This is a genomic window from Phaeospirillum tilakii, assembly GCF_042683125.1.
Classification (GTDB): Bacteria; Pseudomonadota; Alphaproteobacteria; order Rhodospirillales; family Magnetospirillaceae; genus Phaeospirillum; species Phaeospirillum tilakii.
This window is the reverse complement of sequence record NZ_JBHUIY010000029.1, coordinates 25,312-44,923: the sequence shown is the minus strand read 5'-3', so window position 1 is coordinate 44,923 and position 19,612 is coordinate 25,312. Positions and strand designations below refer to the sequence as shown.

Sequence of the window (19,612 nt, the reverse complement as noted above, 5' to 3'; positions counted from 1 at the left end):
GGCGGCGGGCCGGTGGCGCGGTGCGGCGGCTCGGCCGGGGCGGCGGCGGCGGCGGCGGCGTCGTCCGCCGCCAGCAGCCGGTCGAGCGCCGCCAGCATCGGGGTCGGATCGTCGCCGGCGGACGCGGCGGCGACGTCGTCCCGCCACGCGGTGTCGTCCTGGCCCAGCGCCCGCAGGATCGCGCCGACGCCGCGTCCGATCGCGGCGATGCGGCCGGGCTGCGTCTCGGCCCCGGGCAGGCCGAGGCCGAAACGCTGGCCTTCGAGCAGCGCCCGCGCCAGCGGCGGCAGCACTCCGGCCGGCCCGGCCCCGGCCGGGGCGACGGCGGCCCCGGTGGCGATGGTCTCGATCAGGGCGGCGATCCAGCCGGGGACCGGGGCCGGCGCCGCCAGCACCAGATCGAGCCAGCGCAGCGCCGAGGCGATCAGCAGATGGCCGCCGGTCAGTTCGCGCAGCGCCGTCACGATCCGCCGCAGCCCGTCCCAGTCGGCGGCGGCCAGCAGCGGGCGGGCGGCGGCGAGGAAATCCTCGCGCACCGGCCCGGCCTCGCCGTCGTCTCCGGCGGCGCCGGCCGGCACGATCAGAGTTTCGGGAGCGACCGGGGCCAGGGCGACCTGATCGAGGACGTAGCGGAACAGCGTCTCGACCTGTTCGGGCGGGGCGGCGACCAGCGCCCGCAGCCGCAGCCGGCAGGCATAGGGATCGAACTGGTCGGCCGGCGGCCAGCCCTCGGGCGCCTCGATCGCCAGCGCGATCAACTCGGGCAACTGGCGGAACAGATTGACCGGATCCTCGCCGCTGAAGAAGCAATCCTCGACCGGGCGGTATTCGAGCGCGGTCAGCGGCGCGCCGGCCAGGGCGCGGGCGACGGCGGCGTGGCGGTCAGGCTCGGGCAGGGCGGCGACCCAGCCGAGATCGGTGGCGGCGGCGGCGGCCGGGGCGGCGGCGGTCTCGGTTTCGGCCGCGGCGGGCAGGGCGGCGCGCAGGGCGGTGGTGGTGGCGTGGGCGACGTGGTCGGCGTCGGCCGGCAGCGCGCCGGCGCTCTCGATGTCGTCGAGCCACGCCCCCATCCGGTCGAGCGCGTCGAGCAGCAGATCGACCAGCGCCGGGGTGAGGGCGAGCTGGCCGTCGCGCACCGCGCTCAGCACGTCCTCGGCGACATGGACCATCCGGGTGAAGGCGGCGAAATCGAACAGCCCGACCGAGCCCTTGAGGGTGTGGACGGCGCGGAACACCTCGTTGATCGCGGTGTCGTTGCCGGGGTGGCGTTCGAGGTCGAGCAGGCCGCCGGCGGCGGCCTGGAGCAGGTCGCGCGCCTCGGCGACGAAGCGCAGCAGCAGCGGCGCGCTCATGATTTTCGTCCCGTCATCAGCCGGGCCACCTCGACCAGCTCTTCGGGCGCCACCGGCTTGACCAGATAGAAATTGGCCCCGGCGGCATAGGCCTTGTCGCGGTCGTGCGGCCCGGCCTCGGTGCTGATCATCACCGCCGGCACGTCGCGCACCGCCGGGTCCTGCCGCACCGTGCGCAGCAGGGTGTAGCCGTCCATCTTCGGCATGTTGACATCGACGATCAGCAGGTCGAACGGCTCGGCCAGCACCCGGTCATAGCCCTCGCCGCCGTTGGCCGCCTCCTCGACGGTGAAGCCGGCGGCGTCCAGCAGGCTGCGATAGAACAGGCGCATGGTCAGGCTGTCGTCGATCACCAGGACGCGGGGCGGGAGCGGGGCGGCGGGCGGCGTCATCGTGGTCACTCCCACGGCTTCTGATAGAGGATGGTGTCGCCGAACCGGCGCGGCGTGAAGATCGGCGAGATCCGGCTCATGCTTTCGGAATGGCCGAGAAAGACGAAGCCCCCCGGCGCCAGCGCCTCGTAGAACATCTCGACCGTCTCGCGCCGGGCGGCATCGTCGAAATAGATCAGCATGTTGCGGCAGAAGATCACGTCGAGGTCGCGGAAGCGCGCGGTCTGGGTCCGGTCGGTGACGTTGCAGAGGGAAAAATCGATCGAGTGGCGCAGTTCGTCGCAGATCTGATAGGCGCCTTCCTCGCGCCGGCTGAAATAGCGGTCGATCCAGCCGGGCGGCACCCGCGACAGCGAGCGCGGCCCGAACAGCCCGGCCCGGGCCTTGGCCAGGATCCCGCTGTCGATGTCCGAGGCCAGGATCTCGATGTCCCAGGCATCGGCCTGGCCCCAGCGTTCGAGGATGATCAGCGCGATCGAATAGGGCTCCTCGCCCGACGAGCAGGGCATCGACCAGATCCGGATCGGCCGGCCGGGGCGGCGGGCGCGGGTCAGGCTGGGCAGCACCTCCCGCACCAGGGTGTCGAACTGATAATCCTCGCGCAGGAAATAGGTCTCGTTGACCGTCATCGCGTTGACCAGACGCTGCAATTCCTCGCCCGAGGCCTGGAAGCGCAGAAACTGGAAATAATCGCGGAAGCTGGTCGCGCCGGTCTTCAGAATCGCGTCCTGCAACCGGCGCTCGACGTAATACTTCTTGGCTTCGATGAAATGGATGCCGGTCTTGCGATAGAAGAATTCGCAGAACTTGGCATATTCGACGTCGGTGACCGCCGGCTGGACCGGGTCGGCGCGGAGCGGCAGGGTCATCGCTCAGCTCCCCCGGATGCGGTGGATCGCGGTCTCGACCGCGAAGGTGAGGAAGGCATTGTCGGGAAACCGCTCGCGCAGGGATTCGAGCGCGGGGATCGCCGCCGGGGTGCCGGCCTCGGCCAGCCCGTCCACCGCCGCGGCGCAGATGTTGGGGTGGGGGTCGTGGCGGATCACCCGCAGCAGCCAGTCTGGGGCCTCGTGATGGGGCAGTTCGCTCAGGATGTTGACCGCGAACAGGCGGACATCGTCGTCGGGGTGGTCGAGCAGGGTCTCGACATGGGGGCTGAACGCCGCCGGCAGCGCGGCCAGCACCTCGACCGCGCCGTTGCGCAGGGCGGCGTCGTCGCTGCCGAGCAGGGCCACCAGGCGGCCGGTCACCACCGGGCCGCCGATGCGGATCAGGCTGGACAGGATCATCGCCCGCACGCTGGGGGCGGGTTCGATTTCGAAGCGGTCGCACAGCGCCGCCGCCGCCTCGGGATGGTCGGCCAGGGCGCGGGCGGCGGCGCGGCGGCTGGCGGGGGCGGGGGCGGCCAGCGCCGTCAGCCATCCGCTCAGCGACGGGGCGGCGGCGTCCGGCGACGGCGCGGTTTCCGGTGTGGTCGGGTCAAGCCTGACGAGTCCCACGGCGTGTCTCCCCGGCTGGTGGCAGCCATTCGCACAATTGGGCGCCGATCCGCCCCGCCGGCAGCACCAGACTGGCCCCGCCGCGCTTCACCAGTTCCCCCGGCATGCCGAAGATCACGCAACTCTCCTCGTCCTGGGCGATGGTGCGCCCGCCGCGCCGGTGCAGTTCGGCCATCGCCTGGGCGCCGTCGTCGCCCATCCCGGTCAGCAGCACCCCGATCAGCCGTTCCGGCGGCAGGGCCTGCATCGCGCTTTCGACCAGCCGGGAGACGCTCGGATGCCACAGATACTGGCCGCCGGCCGGCAGCGGATTGATCACCGGCCGCGACAGGCGGCGGCCGATCACCAGATCGGCGTCGCCCTTGGCGATGTAGATCACCCCGGGTTCGAGCGGCATCTGGCCCGCGGCCTCGACCACCGTCATCCGGCAGATCGCGTCGAGCCGGCGGGCGAACACCGAGGTGAAGCTGCCCGGCATGTGCTGGGCCACCAGCACCGGCCAGGGGAAACCCTCCGGCAGGCGGGGCAGGATCTCCTCCAGCGTGCCGGGGCCGCCGGTCGAGACCCCGATCAGCACCGCCCCGATCTCGCCCGGGGGCAGCGCCGCCAGCGTCGCCGCCCGGCCCTCGCGCCCGCCCTCGCGCCGGGGGTCGCGGCTGGCCCCGAGCGAGCGGACCCGTCCGCTGAGGCCGATGCTGCGGCGGATGCGGGCGCGGGCGGCGGCGGCGACCTTGTCGCGGATCTCGCGTTCGATCCGGCCGACATTGAGCGAGATGGTGCCGTCCGGCTTGTGGATGAAATCGACCGCGCCGAGCGCCAGCGCCTCGAAGGTGACCTCGGCCCCCCGCTCGGTCAGCGACGACACCATCACCACCGGCTTGGGCCGGGTCGCCATGATCCGCGACAGGCAGGTCAGCCCGTCCATCTCCGGCATGTTGATGTCGAGGGTGATCACGTCGGGATCGAACTCGACCAGCGCCGCCAGCGCCTCGGCGCCGTTGCGGGCCAGCATCACCTCGTGGCCCTCGGACTCCAGCACCTCGCGCAGGTGGCGGCGCATCAGGGCGGAATCATCGACGATCAGGACCCGGGGCATGGCGGGGTTCCTCGCGGCGCCGGGGTCAGACGACGGCGCGGCGGGCCGCCGCCAGTTCGCCGCCATCGAGCAATTGTTCGACGTCGAGCAGCAGGATCATCCGGTTCTGCCGCTCGATGTTGGCGACGCGGCGGACCAGCCGCTGCTGTTCCTCCGACAGCGCCGGGGCCGGGCCGATCGCCGAGGCGGGGATCCGCAGCACCTCGGACACCGCATCGACGATGAAGCCGGTGCGCAGGCCGCCGATGGTGTAGACCATGATCCGCTGGCGGTCGCTGCGCTCCATCGCCGGCAGGCCGAAGCGGCGGCGCTGATCGACCACCGGCAGCACCACCCCGCGCAGATTGACCACCCCCTCGATGAAATCGGGGGTCTTCGGCACCCGGGTCAGCTCGTCGGGGACGCGGACGATCTCCTGCACCGCCTCGATCGGCACCCCGAATTCCTCGTTCATCAGGCGGAAGGCGACGAACTGCTCCTCGTCGTCGCTGCGGGCGGCCCGATTGCGGTCCTCCTCCTCGGCCATCGCCTGTTCCTCCTCCCTGGCGGCGCCGGCCACCCGGCGCAGATCCTCGCGACTGAACATCGTCTCGGCCGACAGGATCGACACCAGCCGCCGCCCGTCCTGGAGGCGGCAGATCGCCTCGATCTCGCCCAGCGCCCCGTCGCGGGCCAGCAGCGGCGGCACCGGATCGATCACCGCCCGGCCGACCCGCAGCACTTCCTTGACGCTGTCCATCACCACCCCGACCGCGGCGCCCGGCCCGGCCCCCTCGACCGCCACCACCACGATCTTGTTGGCCTCGCCCAGTTCCTGCGGCGGCAGGCCGAACAGCTCGCGCAGCGACACCAGCGGCAGCAGCCGGTTGCGCAGGGTCATCACCCCCAGCACATGGCGCGGCGTGTTGGGCATCTCGGTGATCTGGCCGGGGATCTGGACGATCTCCTGCACCCGCTCGATCGGCAGGGCGTATTCCTGGCCGGCGACCTCGAAACTGACCAGCTGGCTTTCCTCGCCGGTCGCGGTGGTGGCGGCGTCGTCTGCCGCCGCCGCGCCGCCGCCGCGCGGCTCGCCCGCGCCGGTCCGGCCCGCGCCGAGGGCGGCGAACTCGCGCCCGACCACCCGGGCGGCGTCGAGCACCATCACCATCGGCTCGCCGTCGGCGGCCTTGATCATCCCGGTCAGCAGATCGGTATCGACCGTGCCCTGGATGGTGTCGGCGGTCTCGATCCGGCCGGGCTCGACGCTGACGACGTTGGCGACCCGATCGACCACCAGCCCGACCGGCCTGCCCTGATCGAGCACCACCACCCGGGTCGAATCGTCATGGGCGATGTCGTCGATGCCGAAGACGTGGCGCAGCCGGATCACCGGCAGCACCGAGCCGCGCAGATTGGCCAGCCCCTCCAGCGCCGCCGGGCTGAGCGGGACGCTGACCACCTCGGGCATGCGGATGATCTCCTGCACCTCGGCCAGCGGCACCGCGAACATTTCCTGTTCGACGTGAAAGATCACGAACTGCCGTCCGTCGGCGGCGCTGTCGCCGCCGGCGGGGGATTCCCCGGCCGGGGGCGGCGGGGCCGCCGCCTCCTGGGCCACGATCTCGGACATGGCGACTCTCCTCGGCGGGGGGCGGGATCAGGCGCCGGCCTGCAATTCATCGGCGAGCGAGGCGATCTCCTCGATCGCGGCGGCCAGTTCCTCGGCCCCCTTCGATTGCTGCCGGGCGGCGCTGGCCGCCTCGGTGCTGGCGCGGGAGGATTGCTGGGCGGCGGCGGCGATCTGCTCGACCCCGGTCTGCACCTCCTTGACCACCCGGACGATCTCCTCGGCCCCGGACAGGATCTCGCGGTTGCCGTCGAGCACCACCGCCATGTCGCGGGCGGTGGCGTCGAGATCGGCGGTCAGCGCCTTGTTCTTCTCGACCTCCAGCGCGGCGGCGGCGGCGATTTCCTCGAGGTCGCGGCGGACCGCGCCGATCTGGTCCTGGATCGCCTTGACGGTGTCCTTGATCCGTTCGGCGTTCTCGGCCGAGTCGCGGGCGAGGTTGCGGATGTCGGTCGAGACCACCGCGAAGCCCTTGCCGAACTCGCCGGCCCGCGCCGCCTCGATCGAGCCGTTGACCGCCAGCATGTTGGTCTGGATCGACACGGTGGTGATGGCATCGACGATCTTGTCGATGCGGCGGCTGACCTGTTCGAGCGAGGCCATCTGTTCACGGCTCTGCCGGCTGGCCTCGACCGATTGCTGGACTCCAGCGATCAGGCTGTCGATCGCCTGCTTGTTGCCGTCGAGCAGGGTCGCGATCGCCTCGCCCTTTTCCACCGCCGCGCGGGCGCGGCTGGAGGAGACCTGGGCCCCCTTCTCGATCTGGGCGATCGCCGCCGAGGATTGGTGGGTGGCCGAGCCCTGCTGCTGGGTGCCCTTGAGGATCTGGTCGAGCGCGACCAGGATCTGGGCGGCGGCGCGGTTGATCTCCTCCACCGCCGAGGACAGTTCCTCGGCCGCCGAGGCGACCTCCTCGCTGCTCTTGCCGATGTCGGTCGAGTTCTTCAGCTCGTCGGCCAGTTCCGACAGTTCCTGCGCCGCCTGTTCCGACTGGGACAGGGCCAGCGCCTGTTCGTCGATGGTCTTGAGCGATTCCTGACAGGCCGCGCTCTGCTCCTCGGCGGCGGCGGCGATCACTTCCGATCCCTTCTGCGCCTCGCGCGAGGCGGTGTCGGATTCAAGGTTGGCCTTGGCGATCTCGCGGCAGCCCTCGGCGATCTCGGCCATGTCGTCGCGGATCTGGCCGAGCTGGGTGGTGATCTGCTGGCCTTTTTCGACCTCCTGGCGGGCGGTGACGGCCGAGGCGTTGATCCCCTCGGCGATCACCTTGACCTCGCGCTGGATCTGGGCGATCAGGTCCTGGATGTCGCGCGCGCTCTTTTCCGAGGTTTCGGCCAGGGTGCGCACCTCGTCGGCGACCACGGCGAAGCCCTTGCCGTGCTGGCCGGCCCGCGCCGCCTCGATCGCGGCGTTGAGGGCGAGCAGGTTGGTCTGGTCGGCGATCCGCGCCACCGCCTTGACCACCTCGGAGATCGCCGCCGCCTGCCGCTCCAGCTCGTCGACCATCTTGACCGAACTGAGCTGACGCTCCGCCGCCCGGCCGATCGCCTGGATCGAATTGGTGATCTGGCCGGAGATGTTGGAGATCAGTCCTTGCAGCGCCTCGGTCTTGGCCAGCGCGCCCTCGGCGTTTTCCTTGGCCCGGCCGATCAGCCCGGCGCCGTGATTGACCGCGCGCAGCGATTGCTGGGCCGCGCCGGCGGCTTCCTCGGCGCCCGAGGCGATCTGTTCCGAGGCCTTGCGCAGTTCCTCGGCGGCGGCGGTCGCCTCGGCGATGCCGCTGGCCAGCTGCGAGGTGGCGGCGGCGATCCGTTCCGCCGCCTTCTGCTGGCGGGCGAAGGTGCGCGCCTTGCGTTTCTGCGCCTCGGCCAGCAGGCGGCCGCCGCTGGCGGCGGCGCCGTCCCCGCCCGCCGCGCGCGGGGCCGCTCCGGTCGTGCCGACCTGTGTCTTCTTCACCAGGGCCATGATCGATCCCTTCCTGTTGCTGCCGCGGTCCCGCCCGGAGGGACCGTCACCCCGTCGCGATCGGATAAGCCGCGCCACGCCCGGCTTGTGCGCGGGCTGGCGCATACTTTAGGTGGTTCGATGCGGCCCATAGTGACATGCCCTATGGGCTAAATGCAAATGCGCATCCCAGGCGACCAGCCAACCACTAACAAAAAGGCCGGTCAGGGCATATCTTAAGGATGTGTTGGGCGCGGGTGCCCTCGGGTTGGATCGGCGCGTGGGCGGAAAGGCGGGCGGGTGAGCAGACTGTCGGCATGGCGCAACAACATCGGGATGGCGCATCGGCTGGTGATCGCCGTGGTGCTGGCCAGCCTGTTCGTGATCGCCGGGGCCTCGACCTCGGCCTGGCGCAGCCACCAGCAGTACCGGCATCAGGTCGAGGTCGATACCCGCAACCTTTCCAAGATCGTCGAGAAATCGGTCAGCGACACCTTCACCCTCAACGAACTGGTGCTGATCGCGCTGGCCGACAACATCGTCGACGGCCCGGCCGAGCCCGAGGCGATCATCGCGCGGACCGAGCGGCTGGTGCGGGCGATCAAGGCGCGCTACCCCAAGATCGACGGCCTGAGCTTCATCGATCGCGACGGCCGGATCCTGTTCCGCAACGACGCTCCGCCCGACCGCGACTACAGCATCGCCGATCGCGACTATTTCATCCTCGCCCGCGACGGCGACGGCGAGACGGTGTTCGGCGGGCCCCATCTCGGCCGGGTCAGCGGCAAGGCCTCGCTCTACATGGCGCGGCGGGTGACCGACGCCGACAACCATTTCCTCGGCGTGGTCAGCGCGACCATTCTGCTCGACGACATTCAGGCCTTCCTCGCCACGGTCGATGTCGGCCCCCAGGGCGGGATCAGCCTGCGCGATGCCGGGATGGCGATCCTGGTCCGCCATCCCGATCCCGGCGGGCGGTTTCGCGGCAACCGGACGGTGTCGAAGGAACTGATCGAACTGATGGCCTCGGGTGCCGCCGAGGGCGGCTACCACAGCGGCACCACCTGGGACGGCACCGCCCGCGCGGTTTATTTCAGCCGGGTCGGCGCTTATCCGTTCTATGTCAATGTCGGCATCGGCGACGCCGATTACCTCGACACCTGGCGCCGGCAGACGGTGATCTCCGGCCTGCTGGCGGTCACCTTCGTCCTGCTCAGCACGTTGTGGGCGGTGTCCTACTACCGCAACTGGCGGATGGGGCAGGCGGCCGACGCCGCCGCCCTGTCCAGCGTCGAGCAACGCTTCCGGCTGGCGATGTCGGCCACCAATGACGGGGTGTGGGACTGGGACGTCCGCGCCGGCACCACCTATTACAGCCCGAGCTATTTCCGCATGATCGGGCTGCGGCCCGACGCGCTGGCCGGCGACGCCCGCCGTCAGGCCGAGCTGATCCATCCCGACGATCTCGATCAGGTGCTGGCGGCCAATGCCCGCTGCATCGACCATGGCATCGATGAATACGCGCTCGAACTGCGGATGCGCACCGCGGACGGCGGCTGGAAATGGATCCTGCGCCGGGGCCAGGTGGTCGAGCGCGACGCGGCGCGGCGGGCGACCCGGATCATCGGCACCCATGTCGACATCACCCCGCTGAAGGAGGCGATGCTGCGCGCCGCCGACGCCCTGCGGGTCAAGGACGAGTTCCTGGCCCATATGAGCCACGAGATCCGCACCCCGATGAACGGCGTTCTCGGCATGCTCAACGTGGTGCTGCTGAACGATCTGCCGGCGGCGGTGCGGTCCCAGGTCGAGTCGGCGGTCCGGTCGGCCGGGCGGCTGCTCGGCATCCTCAACGGCATCCTCGATCTGTCGAAGATGGAGGCCGGCCGGGCCGAGATCGCCGCGATCCGCTTCGACCTCGACGAGGTGCTGGCCCAGGCGGCCGAGACCTTCCGCTACCGGCGCGAGGAAAGCGGCCTGACCCTGCGGATCGAGCGTCCGCCCGAGGTGCCGCGCCACCTGATCGGCGATCCGCTGCGGATCGGCCAGATCGTCGGCAACTTCCTCAGCAACGCCATCAAGTTCACCACGCGCGGCGGGATCGTGGTCGAGGTCTCGGTTCCCCCGGAGCCGGCGCCGGAGCCGGGGCGGGAAATCCTGCTGCGGATCGCGGTTACCGACAGCGGCCGTGGCCTCGGCCGCGAGCAGCAGCAGCGCCTGTTCCAGCCGTTCGAACAGGCCGGCCTGCCGGCCGGGCACCAGTTCGGCGGCACCGGGCTCGGTCTCGCCATCTGCCGCCGGCTGGCGGCGCTGATGGGCGGCGAGACCGGGGTGGACAGCGCGCTGGGCGCCGGCAGCACCTTCTGGTTCACCGCCCGGGTGACGGTGGCCGATCCGGCGGCGGCGAGCCCGGCCGCCACCGACCCCGGCATCGATCTGCTGCTGCTCGACGGCACCCGGGTGCTGCTGGTCGAGGACGATCCGACCAACCAGATGGTCGCGCTCGGGCTGTTGCGGGCGGTGGGGGCGCGGGTCGATGTCGCCGACGACGGCGCCAGCGGGGTCGAGATGGCCCGGCGGGGCGATTACGAGATCGTGCTGATGGATGTGCAGATGCCTGGGCTCGATGGCCTCGCCGCCACCCGGCTGATCAAGGCCGACCCCCGGCTGGCCGACCTGCCGGTGATCGCGATGACCGCCAACGCGCTCGATCGGCAGCGGCAGGATTGCCTTGAGGCCGGGATGGACGATTTCGTCGCCAAGCCGTTCGAGCCGGGCGAACTGTTCACCCTGATCCAGAAATGGGTCACCGGGCTCGGTCCGGCCGAGGCCCAGGGGCTTCAGGCGATGGTGGCGGACGACCAGGGTGATTGTCCGCCGCTGGGGGCGATTCCCGGGCTCGACGTGCGGGCCGGGCTGCGCCACCTGTCGGGGATGCGCCGGCTTTACCGCGACGTGCTCGGCAAGTTCGCCCGCCAGCACCGCCACACCGCCGCGACGGTGCGGCAGGAGCTGCTGGCCGGACGGATCGATCAGGTGGCGGCGGCGGCGCATACCCTGAAGGGGCTGGCGGCGACCCTCGGCGCGACGGCGGTGCGCGCGGCCGCGCTCGAGATGGAGGATCACGCCCGCCGTGGCGACGGCGCCGGCTGCGCCACCGCCCTCGACCGGCTGGAGGCGGAGATCACGGCGTTGATCGCGGCGATCGAGGCGGTCGGGGTGATCGGCGGCGACGCCCCCGCCGCGAGCGACGCCGCTGCCGGCTGAGGGTATGGACTCCGGCCGGTCCGGGTTGATTGTCCCGGCAAAAATGACCATCTCCCTAACCAAAGAGCCGACCATGCCCATCGGGATAGGACAGATTTCCGCAATGCGCGCCGTCCCCTCCGCCCTCGATTTTCACCGTGCCCCCGCTGCCGTCGGGGAGGGAGCGGACGCGCCGGCGCGGTCGCTCCGCCACGATTGGCCATGGGTGGCGCTGGCGCTGGCGACGGTGCCCGGGGCCGAACTGGCGCTGGCGGTGCTGCCGCCCCTGCCGGCCGGGGCGGCGCTGGCGCTGCGCCTGCTGGCGCTGGCGGCCGGCCTCGTTCCGCTGCTGCTGGCCCGGCGGGCGGCCCCGGCCCCGGCGCCGCTCCGGGACGATGCCCTTCCGGCGGCGGTGCCCGCGCCGCCCGCCGCCGTGGGCGCGGCCGAGTACGATCCGTTCTGCTGCGGGGTCTGCACCGCCGAGAAGATCCGCTATTTCGGCGATTTCTCGAAGGTGATGGAGCAGGAAACCGCCCGGGTGATCGAGATTTCCAGCGTCAACGCCCATGAGCTGATGGAAGGGCTGGGCGAGGTGCAGAGCGGCCTGCTGCGGCTGGTGGACTACATCGCCAGCAGCGGCACCGGCGATCAGGTGGCGCGGATGGTCGAGCAGACCGAGGCCCAGCTCGCCCACAGCCAGACCCTGATCAGCGCCCTTGCCGCCGAGCGGCAGCGCGACGTCCAGGTGGTGCAGGGGCGGGTGGCGCAGGTCGGTCAGGTCGTCTCCCATCTCGGCTCGACCGTCGACAGCGTGCGCGCCCTGGCCCGGCAGACCCGGATGCTGGCGCTCAATGCCAAGATCGAGGCGGTGCGGGCCGGCGCCGCCGGGGTCGGGTTCGCCGTGGTCGCCGACGAGGTCGGCGCGCTGTCGCAGGAATCCGACCGGGCGGCGGTGGCGATCGGTGCCGGCATCGCCCAACTGGAACAGGCGATCAGCGACACCCTCACCTCGATCGTCGGCGACCGCGTCGCCAAGGAGGAGGAGGGATTCGCGGTGATCGCCGCGGCGATGGGCGAGCTGTCGCGCAACCTGCGGACGCTGATCGAGCACCAGGGCGAGACCATGGCCCAGGTTCACCGCGAGAACGAGGCGATGGCCCGTCCGATCATGCGGATGATCGGCTCGATCCAGTTCCAGGACGTGGTCAAGCGCCGGCTCGACGGCCTGGCCGGCTGTTTCGCCGAGATCTCGCGGGGGATCGAGGCGGCGGTGATCGAGATGTCCGAATCCGCCTCGATGGGGCTCGAGGAGAGCAACGCCCTCTATCGGGCCCGGATCGACGGGCTGGTGCGCGACGTGCTGTCGCGGCTCGAACCGCCCCCGCCGGAAACCGGCACCCAGACGATCGAGCTGTTCTGATTTCCGCCGCCGCCATTTTTTCGAGGAACGCCATGACCGACGGATGCAGCCGCGTCATCATCGCCGAGGACAATCACATCCTGCGGGAAATCATCGCCAAGGGGCTGGGCTGGCTGGGGTCGTGGGAGATCGTCAAGGTCTCCGGCGGGGCCGAGGCGCTGGCGGCGCTGGCCGGGCCGGGCGCGGTGCTGGCGATTCTCGACTGGAAGATGGAGGGCGGCGACGGGCTCGACTGCGCCCGCCGCATCCGCGCCGGCGAGAACGGGATCAACCCCCGCCTGCCAGTGGTGCTGGTGACCGCCGCCGGCGACGAACTGACCGAGACGATGGTGCACGCGGCCGGGATCGACGTGGTGCTGCGCAAGCCGTTCACCCTGGTCCAGTTCCAGTCGGCGGTGCGACGGCTGCTGGCCTGAAATCAGGCTGCGGGGATTGGACCCGAGCCCCGCAGCAGCCTCAAGCGTAGGGGGGGCAGCGCCTCTTGGCTTTGGCAGCCACAAGGGGCGGCCCCTTGGACAGAGCCAAGCTGCGATGAGTTTCACCTGCCGCAGCTTGGTATGATGCCCTACCGGTCGGGACTCGAACCGCCCCTGATGTTGACCTGCCAGCCCGGGCGCCGGTTGAGTTCCAGCATATCTGCATGAAGAGCCCCAACGAGTCCCTTCACCGGCCGGGCGGTATCGCGACGCAGTGCCTCGGATTGTCGGGCTAGGATCGTGATGACAAGGAACAACACGATCACGTCAATGTTGAAGGGGGTTGAGACGGTTTCCCCGAAGAATCGAACGCAATAAACAGCAAGAATGCTGAACCAAAGCGGCGCGATGCGGGAGGAGGACATCGTTGCACAGGCCCAGGCCCGCTTCAGCGAGACCGTCAGCAGGGTCAGGAACGTCGTCAGGCCGACCATGCCTGTATCTACGGCGAATTCGATGAATTGCTGATGAAAATGAAAGCCGCGCCCATCGGTTTGTCCCATCTGGAGAAGTAGGGAAAAAGCCGAGTTGGACTCCCCTACCCAGAACGAACGGTAGCCAAGACCGAACAGAGGGGATCCGGCGAACAGATCCAGTCCCTTGGCCCACAGGATGGTCCGGCCGGTGATGGTGGAACTCTTGCCCAGTGCCTTCATTACGGCATTGAACAGATCATTCCAGAAATCGAGAATTCCCAGCAACAGCACCGGGCCGGCCACCAGGGTCACCAGGACCACTCCCCGTCGCAGAGCGGGGAAACGACGCAGCATGCTGATGGCGAGGAACAGGGACAGGGCGAGCGCCAGCGAGATGACGGCGGTGGCGGCGTGGAGGCTGGCTGCCACCACGCCGCAAACCGGCATCAGGATCAGCGCGAAAAGACGCCATGCCCGGCCGCTTTCGCGATCGATGGTCACAGAAAAAGCCACCAGGGCACCCAGATAGGCGACCAGGGCGAGAGGGTCCTTGCTGCCCATGTAGCCGATCAACACCGGTCCCTGCTCCGATGGTCCGGTCCCGCCGTGAAGAATGCATCCGACCACCGTCAGGCCGAGGGCGATCATCAGGATCCGTTGCACCGTCCGTTCCCGGCAGGTTGCCGCGATGGCGATCGCGGCGAGCAGGGTGGCAACCTCCTGGATGCCGAGCCGCAACGACAGAAACGGCTGATCGGACCACAGGAACGATACCCCGATCAGCAGTGGCATCGCCAGCAGCAGCGGGTTGCGTCGCAGGAACACGATCAGTCGGGGCAGGGTGGTCAGCACCAGCAGGGCGCACAGACCGGCGGCGGCGGCGGCGGCCAACTGGCCCTGGGTGTTGAGTGGTACCGTGACCAGCAGGGCGGTGGCGAGCACGATCACCATCCGGCGGTCTTCACCGGTGCGGACAGGCAGCAAGGTCTCGATCGAACCGGTCGGGGCGGTCATGGTTGACGATCTCCTCCTCTGACGATCCGCGCGCGGATCTGTTCGCCGAACAGATCGAGTGCTTGGCGCACGGCGGGAATATGGCAACGCAAAGCCAGCACCCGTCGTTCAAGCCCGTGCCATGACACCACGGCCACCGCCAGGGTCAGTGGCAACGCCAGCAGCAGGTTGTCGTACCAGGTCTCAACCCCGGGAATCAGGGTGACGAGTTGCTGAATCGGAAAGGCGTACAGGTAGATCCCGTAGGAATAATCCCCGTGCCGGATGAGGACATTGCGCCGCGGGTTGTGCAGGCAGAGGAAAACGGTGAAATAAGCGATGGGCGCGGCGACGAAATAAGGGCCGTGATGCAGGTAGAGCAGCCCGGCGGTCAACAGCAGGCAGGCCGCCGCCAACCCCGCCCGTGCCGGCACGACGTTACGGTGGCGGTACAGCACCGCCCCGAACAGAAAACACAGAAACAGCACGTTGGCTGGAACTCCGGCCCAGATCAGGGACGGTCCGAACCAGGCTCGGACCGCGAAGGCGGCCTGGAGGGCGAGGGCGCAGCCCAGCAATGCTCCCCGTCGCCGGTACAGGCCCACCAGGGAGAGCAGAGCCAGCGCAATGTAGCATTTGATCTCGTAGGGAATGGTCCAGAACTGCCCATTGACGACCGAAGGCAGCGGGTTGTGGACGAAGACCCCGGGCAGGTCGGTCTTCACCTCGCCGAAGATCGAGAGGAAATAGTCCGCCAGCCGGGGGTCGGCGAGATAGTCGGAGAGCGGATAATCGCTGACCAGCGGTCCCATCACGCAGGCCGTGATCACCATTTCCACGACCAGTGCCGGCAAGATGCGCAGCCCGCGCAGGATTAGGTAGGGCACCAGACCTGCGGAGCGTTCCAGGCTGCCGGCGATCAGAAAGCCGCTCAACGAAAAGAACATCGGCAAGATCAGGTCAGGCAGCCCTCGCCATGGGCCAGCCCAGACCTCGTTCTGGAACGTCAGCCCGTAAGACAGCACCACGGTGTGCCAGGCAAGTACTCCGATGGCGAGACCAAGCCGGACATAGTCGAAGCCGCTGGGATGGCCACCGGCGGCAGCCATCCGGTTGCTCAGGCTGTCTCCACCCTCTGGGCGCCCGCTCCGTAGCACTAGCCTCTGTTGCCGTGCGGGCATCTCAGTTGGGGCCCATCACGCCGCCGGATTTCTCCGGCCGCTGTACCTGGAACTGCACGAAATTGTCCTTGCGGGCCAGTCCCGTGAGGTGAGACGCATAGAGACCGATCGAATAGAGGCCGTCGGCCAGGGTCGCCGGTACGGTATAGTGGAACGAGAAGGGCCGGCTCTGGCCGGCGGGAACGGTGATCGGGCCGCTGAAGGGGATTTGGGCAAAGCGCTGTTTGCCGTCGAACGAGGTCACCACCACGTCGACATGCTTGACCGTCTGATCGGTGGCGCCGGCGATGAAACGGGTGCTGACCGTTACCGTCTCCCCCGGTTTGACCTGCTCGGGGGTGACGGTGGGGATGCCGATCACCAGCGGCGGCGGCGGTGCAACGGGAACGTCCCTGAACTGGTAGGCTTTGACATAGGCGATGTCCATGTAGATCGGGAACGGCTGGTCGATCTGCACCTGTCCGGCCCAGCCAGCCGGGTCAGGCGCGGCCTTGGACAAAGCGAGGTTGGCGATCAGGTACATCGGCGTTTTCGGCACGGTGTCCAGGGTGTCCGGCCCCTCCACCCAGCACATCGCCTCGACCCCATCGACCGAAAAACGAAGTTCTTGTGGTCGCCAGTCCACCGCGAAAACATGGTATTCCTTGGTGAAATCCCCATCTATTTTCCAGGGTTTCGTCGGTGTTTTCGTATAGTTGTCGGTAAGATAAACCTCGCTGTTGTTGTTGTAGGGGCTGATTTTTCGGGGCTTCCATAGCGTATTAGGCGAATTTATCGGCCAAAATACGCCGAAATGGGCATATGACCTGTTCTGTGGGCTGATCGCCTTGCCCCAGGGCTGATAGATGTATTCGAGAACGTCGATTTCGGGCGGCCACGCTCCGTCCTCGTTGAGCAGCCAGAAAGCCGGCCAGGCGCCGTTGACCGCCGGCAGGCGGGCCTTGATCTCGAAATGGCCATAGGTCTGATAGAACGCCCCGGCGGTGGTGATTTCGCCCGAGGTGAAGCGTTGTCCGGCGAACGCCCGGCGGTCGGCGCGCAGGCGGAGGCCTCCCCCCGGCATCATCTCGTAGGCGTCGGGAACGTAGGCCTGGGCCTCACCGTTGATGGTGCCGAGGTTGCGCGGATGGGTGTTCCATTTGCGCTTGTCGAGCGTCCCGCCGGTGAAATCGTCCGAGAAGGTCAGGGTCATCTGATCGGGTGGCACCGGCGGGTGGCATTCCGAGGCGGAGGCCGTCGAGACGATCTGGGCGAGAGCCGCTCCGGCCAGGCCGGCGGTGATCTTGGTCGCAATGGAGGCCATGGAATCCTCTGTTCGCGGAGGAAGGGCTGTTTTTATCGGGGGGAGGACGGGCTGCCGACCCCCTGGTTTTCCCGGCTGTCGTTGAGCACCACCCCGACCAGATTGGTGCCCTGAAGCTCGTAGAGGCAGCGCGACAGGTCGTCGCGCTGGGTCTTGGCCTCGCGCACCACCAGCAGCACCCCGTCGACGTTGGGCAGGAACGCGATCACGTCGTCCTGCACCAACAGCGGCGGCATGTCGTAGATCACGATCCGGTCGGCGTAGCGTTCTTTCAACTCGCGCGCCAGCGCCGCCATCCGCGGCGTGCCCAGCAGTTCCGACGAATTGTCGATCGCCCCGTTGACCGGCAGCACCACCAGCCGCTCGATTCCCGGCCGCACCAGGCATTGCGGCACCGGCACCTCGCGCATGAAGAAGTCGGCCAGACCGGCGGTGGGGGTGAGGCCGAGATAATCGTGGATGCTGGGATTGCGCAGGTCGAGATCGACCACCAGCACCGTCTGCTTGACGTCGGCGGCGAGGCTGATCGCCAGATTGAGGGCGACGGTGCTCTTGCCGTCGCCGTAATTCGGGCTGGTCACCGCGAAGGTGCGGATGTTCGACTTGCCGATCGCCTGCAACACCTTGCTGCGCAGGATGCGGAAGGTGTCGCTGACGGCGTGGCCGGCGCGCTGGGCCACCACCCGGTTGCGTTCCAGCGTGGCGGCGTCGATCGCCACCCGGCCGGCACCGGTTCCGGTTCCGGGGACGGAGTCCGGGCCGGCGGCGGGGGGGGGCGGGGCGGCCTCGGCCGGGGCCGCCGCCGGCGCGGCCAGGCTTTCCCGCCGCGCCTCGCGGGCTTTCTCGAGGGCTTTTTCCAGGCGGTCCATCTCGCGGCTCTCCCTGTTCTACAATCCGATCTGGCGGGTGATGACGCTGACGACCACGTCAAGCGGCATGATGGTCTGGTCGAAGGCGATCAGCAGCGCCATCGCCAGGGCGACGCCGCCGGCCCCCAGCGCCGCCACCCGGCGGCGGCGGCGGGCGCGTTCGGCGGCGGTGACGATGTGGGGGATCACCGCCAGCGGCAGCACCCCGGCCAGCCGCAGCACCTGCTGCGAGCCGTGCAGGTTGCGGTCGAGCATCTCGGCCACCACCACCCCGCCGAAGCCGGCGAACAGCGCCCCGAGCAGACCGAGCGCCAGGATCTTGATCTTCGACGGCGAGGTCTTGGTCGGCAGCGCCGGCGGATCGACCACCTCGAGCCGTTCCGACCGCCGTCCCATCTCCATCTGGTTGGACATGTCGGCGGTCATCTTCTTTTCCTTCAGCTCGCGGTAGCGCAGCTTGGAATTTTCCGAATCGCGGGTCAGCGCCTCCAGTTGCTGTTCCAGCGCCGGCAGGGTGGCGACGGTCTGGATGTAGGTGACCTGCTGGGCGCGCAGGCTGTCGCGCTGGCGGGTCAGCGAGGCGTATTGGGCGTCGAGCCCCTGGATCTGCGACACCAGCATCAGATAGGCCGGGTTGTCGGCGTCGCGCCGGATCGCGCCGCCGGTGCCGCCGGGGGCGAGGTTGTCGCTCTGGCGCTGATAGCGCGCCAGCTCGCGCCGCAGCGCCAGCACGTCGGGATGGCTCGGCCCCAGCGTCCGTTCGGCGACGGCGAGATTGGCGCGGACGTCGCGGATCTGGGCCTGCAACCCTTCGCCCGATTCGGGCGCGGCAACGCCGCCGCCTTCCGCCTCGATCGCGGCGATCTGGTTGCGCAGCTTCTGCACGTCGGGATGGGCCTCGCCATACTGGCCGAGCAGGGCGTTGTACTTGGTGCGCAGCGCCTTCAGCTGCACCGCCGGGGTGGTCAGCACCTGACCGTCGGCGATGACGCGGGAATAGGGATCGACCCCGGTCAGCTGGGCGCGCAGGTCGCCCCGGCTTTTGTCGGTGGCGGCGATCTGGCGCTCGACGTCCTGGATCTGGAGGGCGATGGTGGCGACCATCTGCTGGTTGAAGGCGAGGGATTCCGGCCGGGCGTTGGGGTGCTCGGCGCGGAAATCGGCCAGCGCCTTTTCCTGCCGGCTCATCGTCTCTTCCAGCGCGGCGATCTGGCCTTCGAGGAAGTTGGCGGTTTCGCGCGCCTGGGCCCGCCGCACCTTCATGTCCTCGTCGACGAAGCGCGACACGATCTCGTTGGCGACCTGCTGGGCCAGCAGCGGCTGGTGGTAGGTGAAGCTGAGGCTGAAGGCGAACGCCCCCATCTGGCCCGACTGCATCCGCGCCACCATCCCCGGGTTGGTGTCGTCGGCCTTGACGAACTGGAGCCGGATCTTCTTGCGCATCAGCTCGACCACCTCGCTCATCGGCTTGGTCTCGCGCATCTCCGGATAGAGATTGAATTTCGAGATCACCTCGACCAGCGAGGCCGAGGCCATCACCTTCTGGCGGATCTGCTCGATCTTCTCGTCGGCCTGGCTCTGGGCGAACAATTGGGGCGACACCCCGATCGGCACCGTCATCCCCTCGGCGATGTCGGGGGCCTGGACGTTGATGATCGCGTCCGAGGTGTAGTTCGAGAAGGTCGCGGCAAAGATCCCGACCGCGAGGAAGACGGCGAACGCGGTCGCGGCATAGGCCACGAGATGGCGTTTGAAGATCGCAATGTATTCGTAAAGGTTCAATTCGTCCATGTCAGCCCCCTGCGGCGCCGCCGCG

15 protein-coding genes are annotated in these 19,612 nt (G+C 69.1%); 3 read left to right on the top strand and 12 right to left on the bottom strand.

Translation table 11 applies throughout. From position 1 onward, the window contains the following. The 7 genes from ACFSNB_RS13760 to ACFSNB_RS13730 form a co-directional block, all read right to left on the bottom strand. The coding region (locus ACFSNB_RS13760; protein ID WP_377317524.1) for an Hpt domain-containing protein at positions 1–1,352 on the bottom strand (1,352 nt) is incomplete at its 3' end. Then, positions 1,349–1,744, bottom strand: a complete 396-nt coding sequence (locus ACFSNB_RS13755; RefSeq protein ID WP_377317522.1) for a response regulator — start codon at positions 1,742–1,744, stop codon at positions 1,349–1,351. The genes ACFSNB_RS13760 and ACFSNB_RS13755, both read right to left, overlap by 4 nt. A 5-nt stretch (positions 1,745–1,749) precedes the next feature. Further along, positions 1,750–2,613, bottom strand: coding sequence for a CheR family methyltransferase (locus ACFSNB_RS13750; RefSeq protein WP_377317520.1), 864 nt, complete (start codon positions 2,611–2,613; stop codon positions 1,750–1,752). Positions 2,614–2,616: 3 nt separating this feature from the next. Continuing rightward, positions 2,617–3,243, bottom strand: a complete 627-nt coding sequence (locus tag ACFSNB_RS13745; RefSeq protein WP_377317518.1) for a HEAT repeat domain-containing protein — start codon at positions 3,241–3,243, stop codon at positions 2,617–2,619. Beyond that, the gene (cheB, locus tag ACFSNB_RS13740; protein ID WP_377317516.1) at positions 3,224–4,339 is read right to left on the bottom strand and encodes a chemotaxis-specific protein-glutamate methyltransferase CheB; all 1,116 of its coding nucleotides are present in this window, start codon (positions 4,337–4,339) and stop codon (positions 3,224–3,226) included. The genes ACFSNB_RS13745 and cheB overlap by 20 nt, the downstream gene beginning before the upstream one ends. Before the next feature lie 25 nt (positions 4,340–4,364). Next, entirely contained in the window at positions 4,365–5,951 is a 1,587-nt protein-coding gene (locus ACFSNB_RS13735) for a chemotaxis protein CheW (protein WP_377317514.1), read from the bottom strand. Positions 5,952–5,978: 27 nt separating this feature from the next. Further along, on the bottom strand, positions 5,979–7,913 hold the full coding sequence (locus ACFSNB_RS13730) for a methyl-accepting chemotaxis protein (protein ID WP_377317512.1): 1,935 nt from the start codon (positions 7,911–7,913) through the stop codon (positions 5,979–5,981). 279 nt (positions 7,914–8,192) lie between these two features. Here ACFSNB_RS13730 and ACFSNB_RS13725 point away from each other — a divergent pair, with 279 nt between their 5' ends. From ACFSNB_RS13725 to ACFSNB_RS13715, 3 genes are all read left to right on the top strand, one after another. After that, a complete protein-coding gene (locus ACFSNB_RS13725) occupies positions 8,193–11,159 on the top strand; it encodes a response regulator (protein WP_377317510.1) in 2,967 nt (988 codons plus the stop codon). Between the two features lie 205 nt (positions 11,160–11,364). Then, on the top strand, positions 11,365–12,558 hold the full coding sequence (locus ACFSNB_RS13720) for a methyl-accepting chemotaxis protein (RefSeq protein ID WP_377317509.1): 1,194 nt from the start codon (positions 11,365–11,367) through the stop codon (positions 12,556–12,558). A gap of 32 nt (positions 12,559–12,590) precedes the next feature. Further along, positions 12,591–12,974: a response regulator gene (locus tag ACFSNB_RS13715; protein ID WP_377317507.1), complete on the top strand. Its 384-nt coding sequence runs from the start codon at positions 12,591–12,593 to the stop codon at positions 12,972–12,974. Between the two features lie 149 nt (positions 12,975–13,123). Here ACFSNB_RS13715 and ACFSNB_RS13710 read toward each other — a convergent pair whose 3' ends face one another. The 5 genes from ACFSNB_RS13710 to ACFSNB_RS13690 form a co-directional block, all read right to left on the bottom strand. Then, entirely contained in the window at positions 13,124–14,464 is a 1,341-nt protein-coding gene (locus ACFSNB_RS13710) for an O-antigen ligase family protein (protein ID WP_377317505.1), read from the bottom strand. Beyond that, positions 14,461–15,552: an acyltransferase family protein gene (locus ACFSNB_RS13705; RefSeq protein ID WP_377317503.1), complete on the bottom strand. Its 1,092-nt coding sequence runs from the start codon at positions 15,550–15,552 to the stop codon at positions 14,461–14,463. The genes ACFSNB_RS13710 and ACFSNB_RS13705 overlap by 4 nt, the downstream gene beginning before the upstream one ends. 73 nt (positions 15,553–15,625) lie before the next feature. Then, entirely contained in the window at positions 15,626–16,816 is a 1,191-nt protein-coding gene (locus ACFSNB_RS13700) for a family 16 glycosylhydrolase (RefSeq protein WP_377317501.1), read from the bottom strand. Between the two features lie 143 nt (positions 16,817–16,959). Then, entirely contained in the window at positions 16,960–17,796 is an 837-nt protein-coding gene (locus tag ACFSNB_RS13695) for a CpsD/CapB family tyrosine-protein kinase (RefSeq protein ID WP_377317499.1), read from the bottom strand. Positions 17,797–17,814: 18 nt separating this feature from the next. Then, the gene (locus tag ACFSNB_RS13690) at positions 17,815–19,587 is read right to left on the bottom strand and encodes a GumC family protein (protein WP_377317497.1); all 1,773 of its coding nucleotides are present in this window, start codon (positions 19,585–19,587) and stop codon (positions 17,815–17,817) included. Positions 19,588–19,612 lie beyond the last annotated feature (25 nt).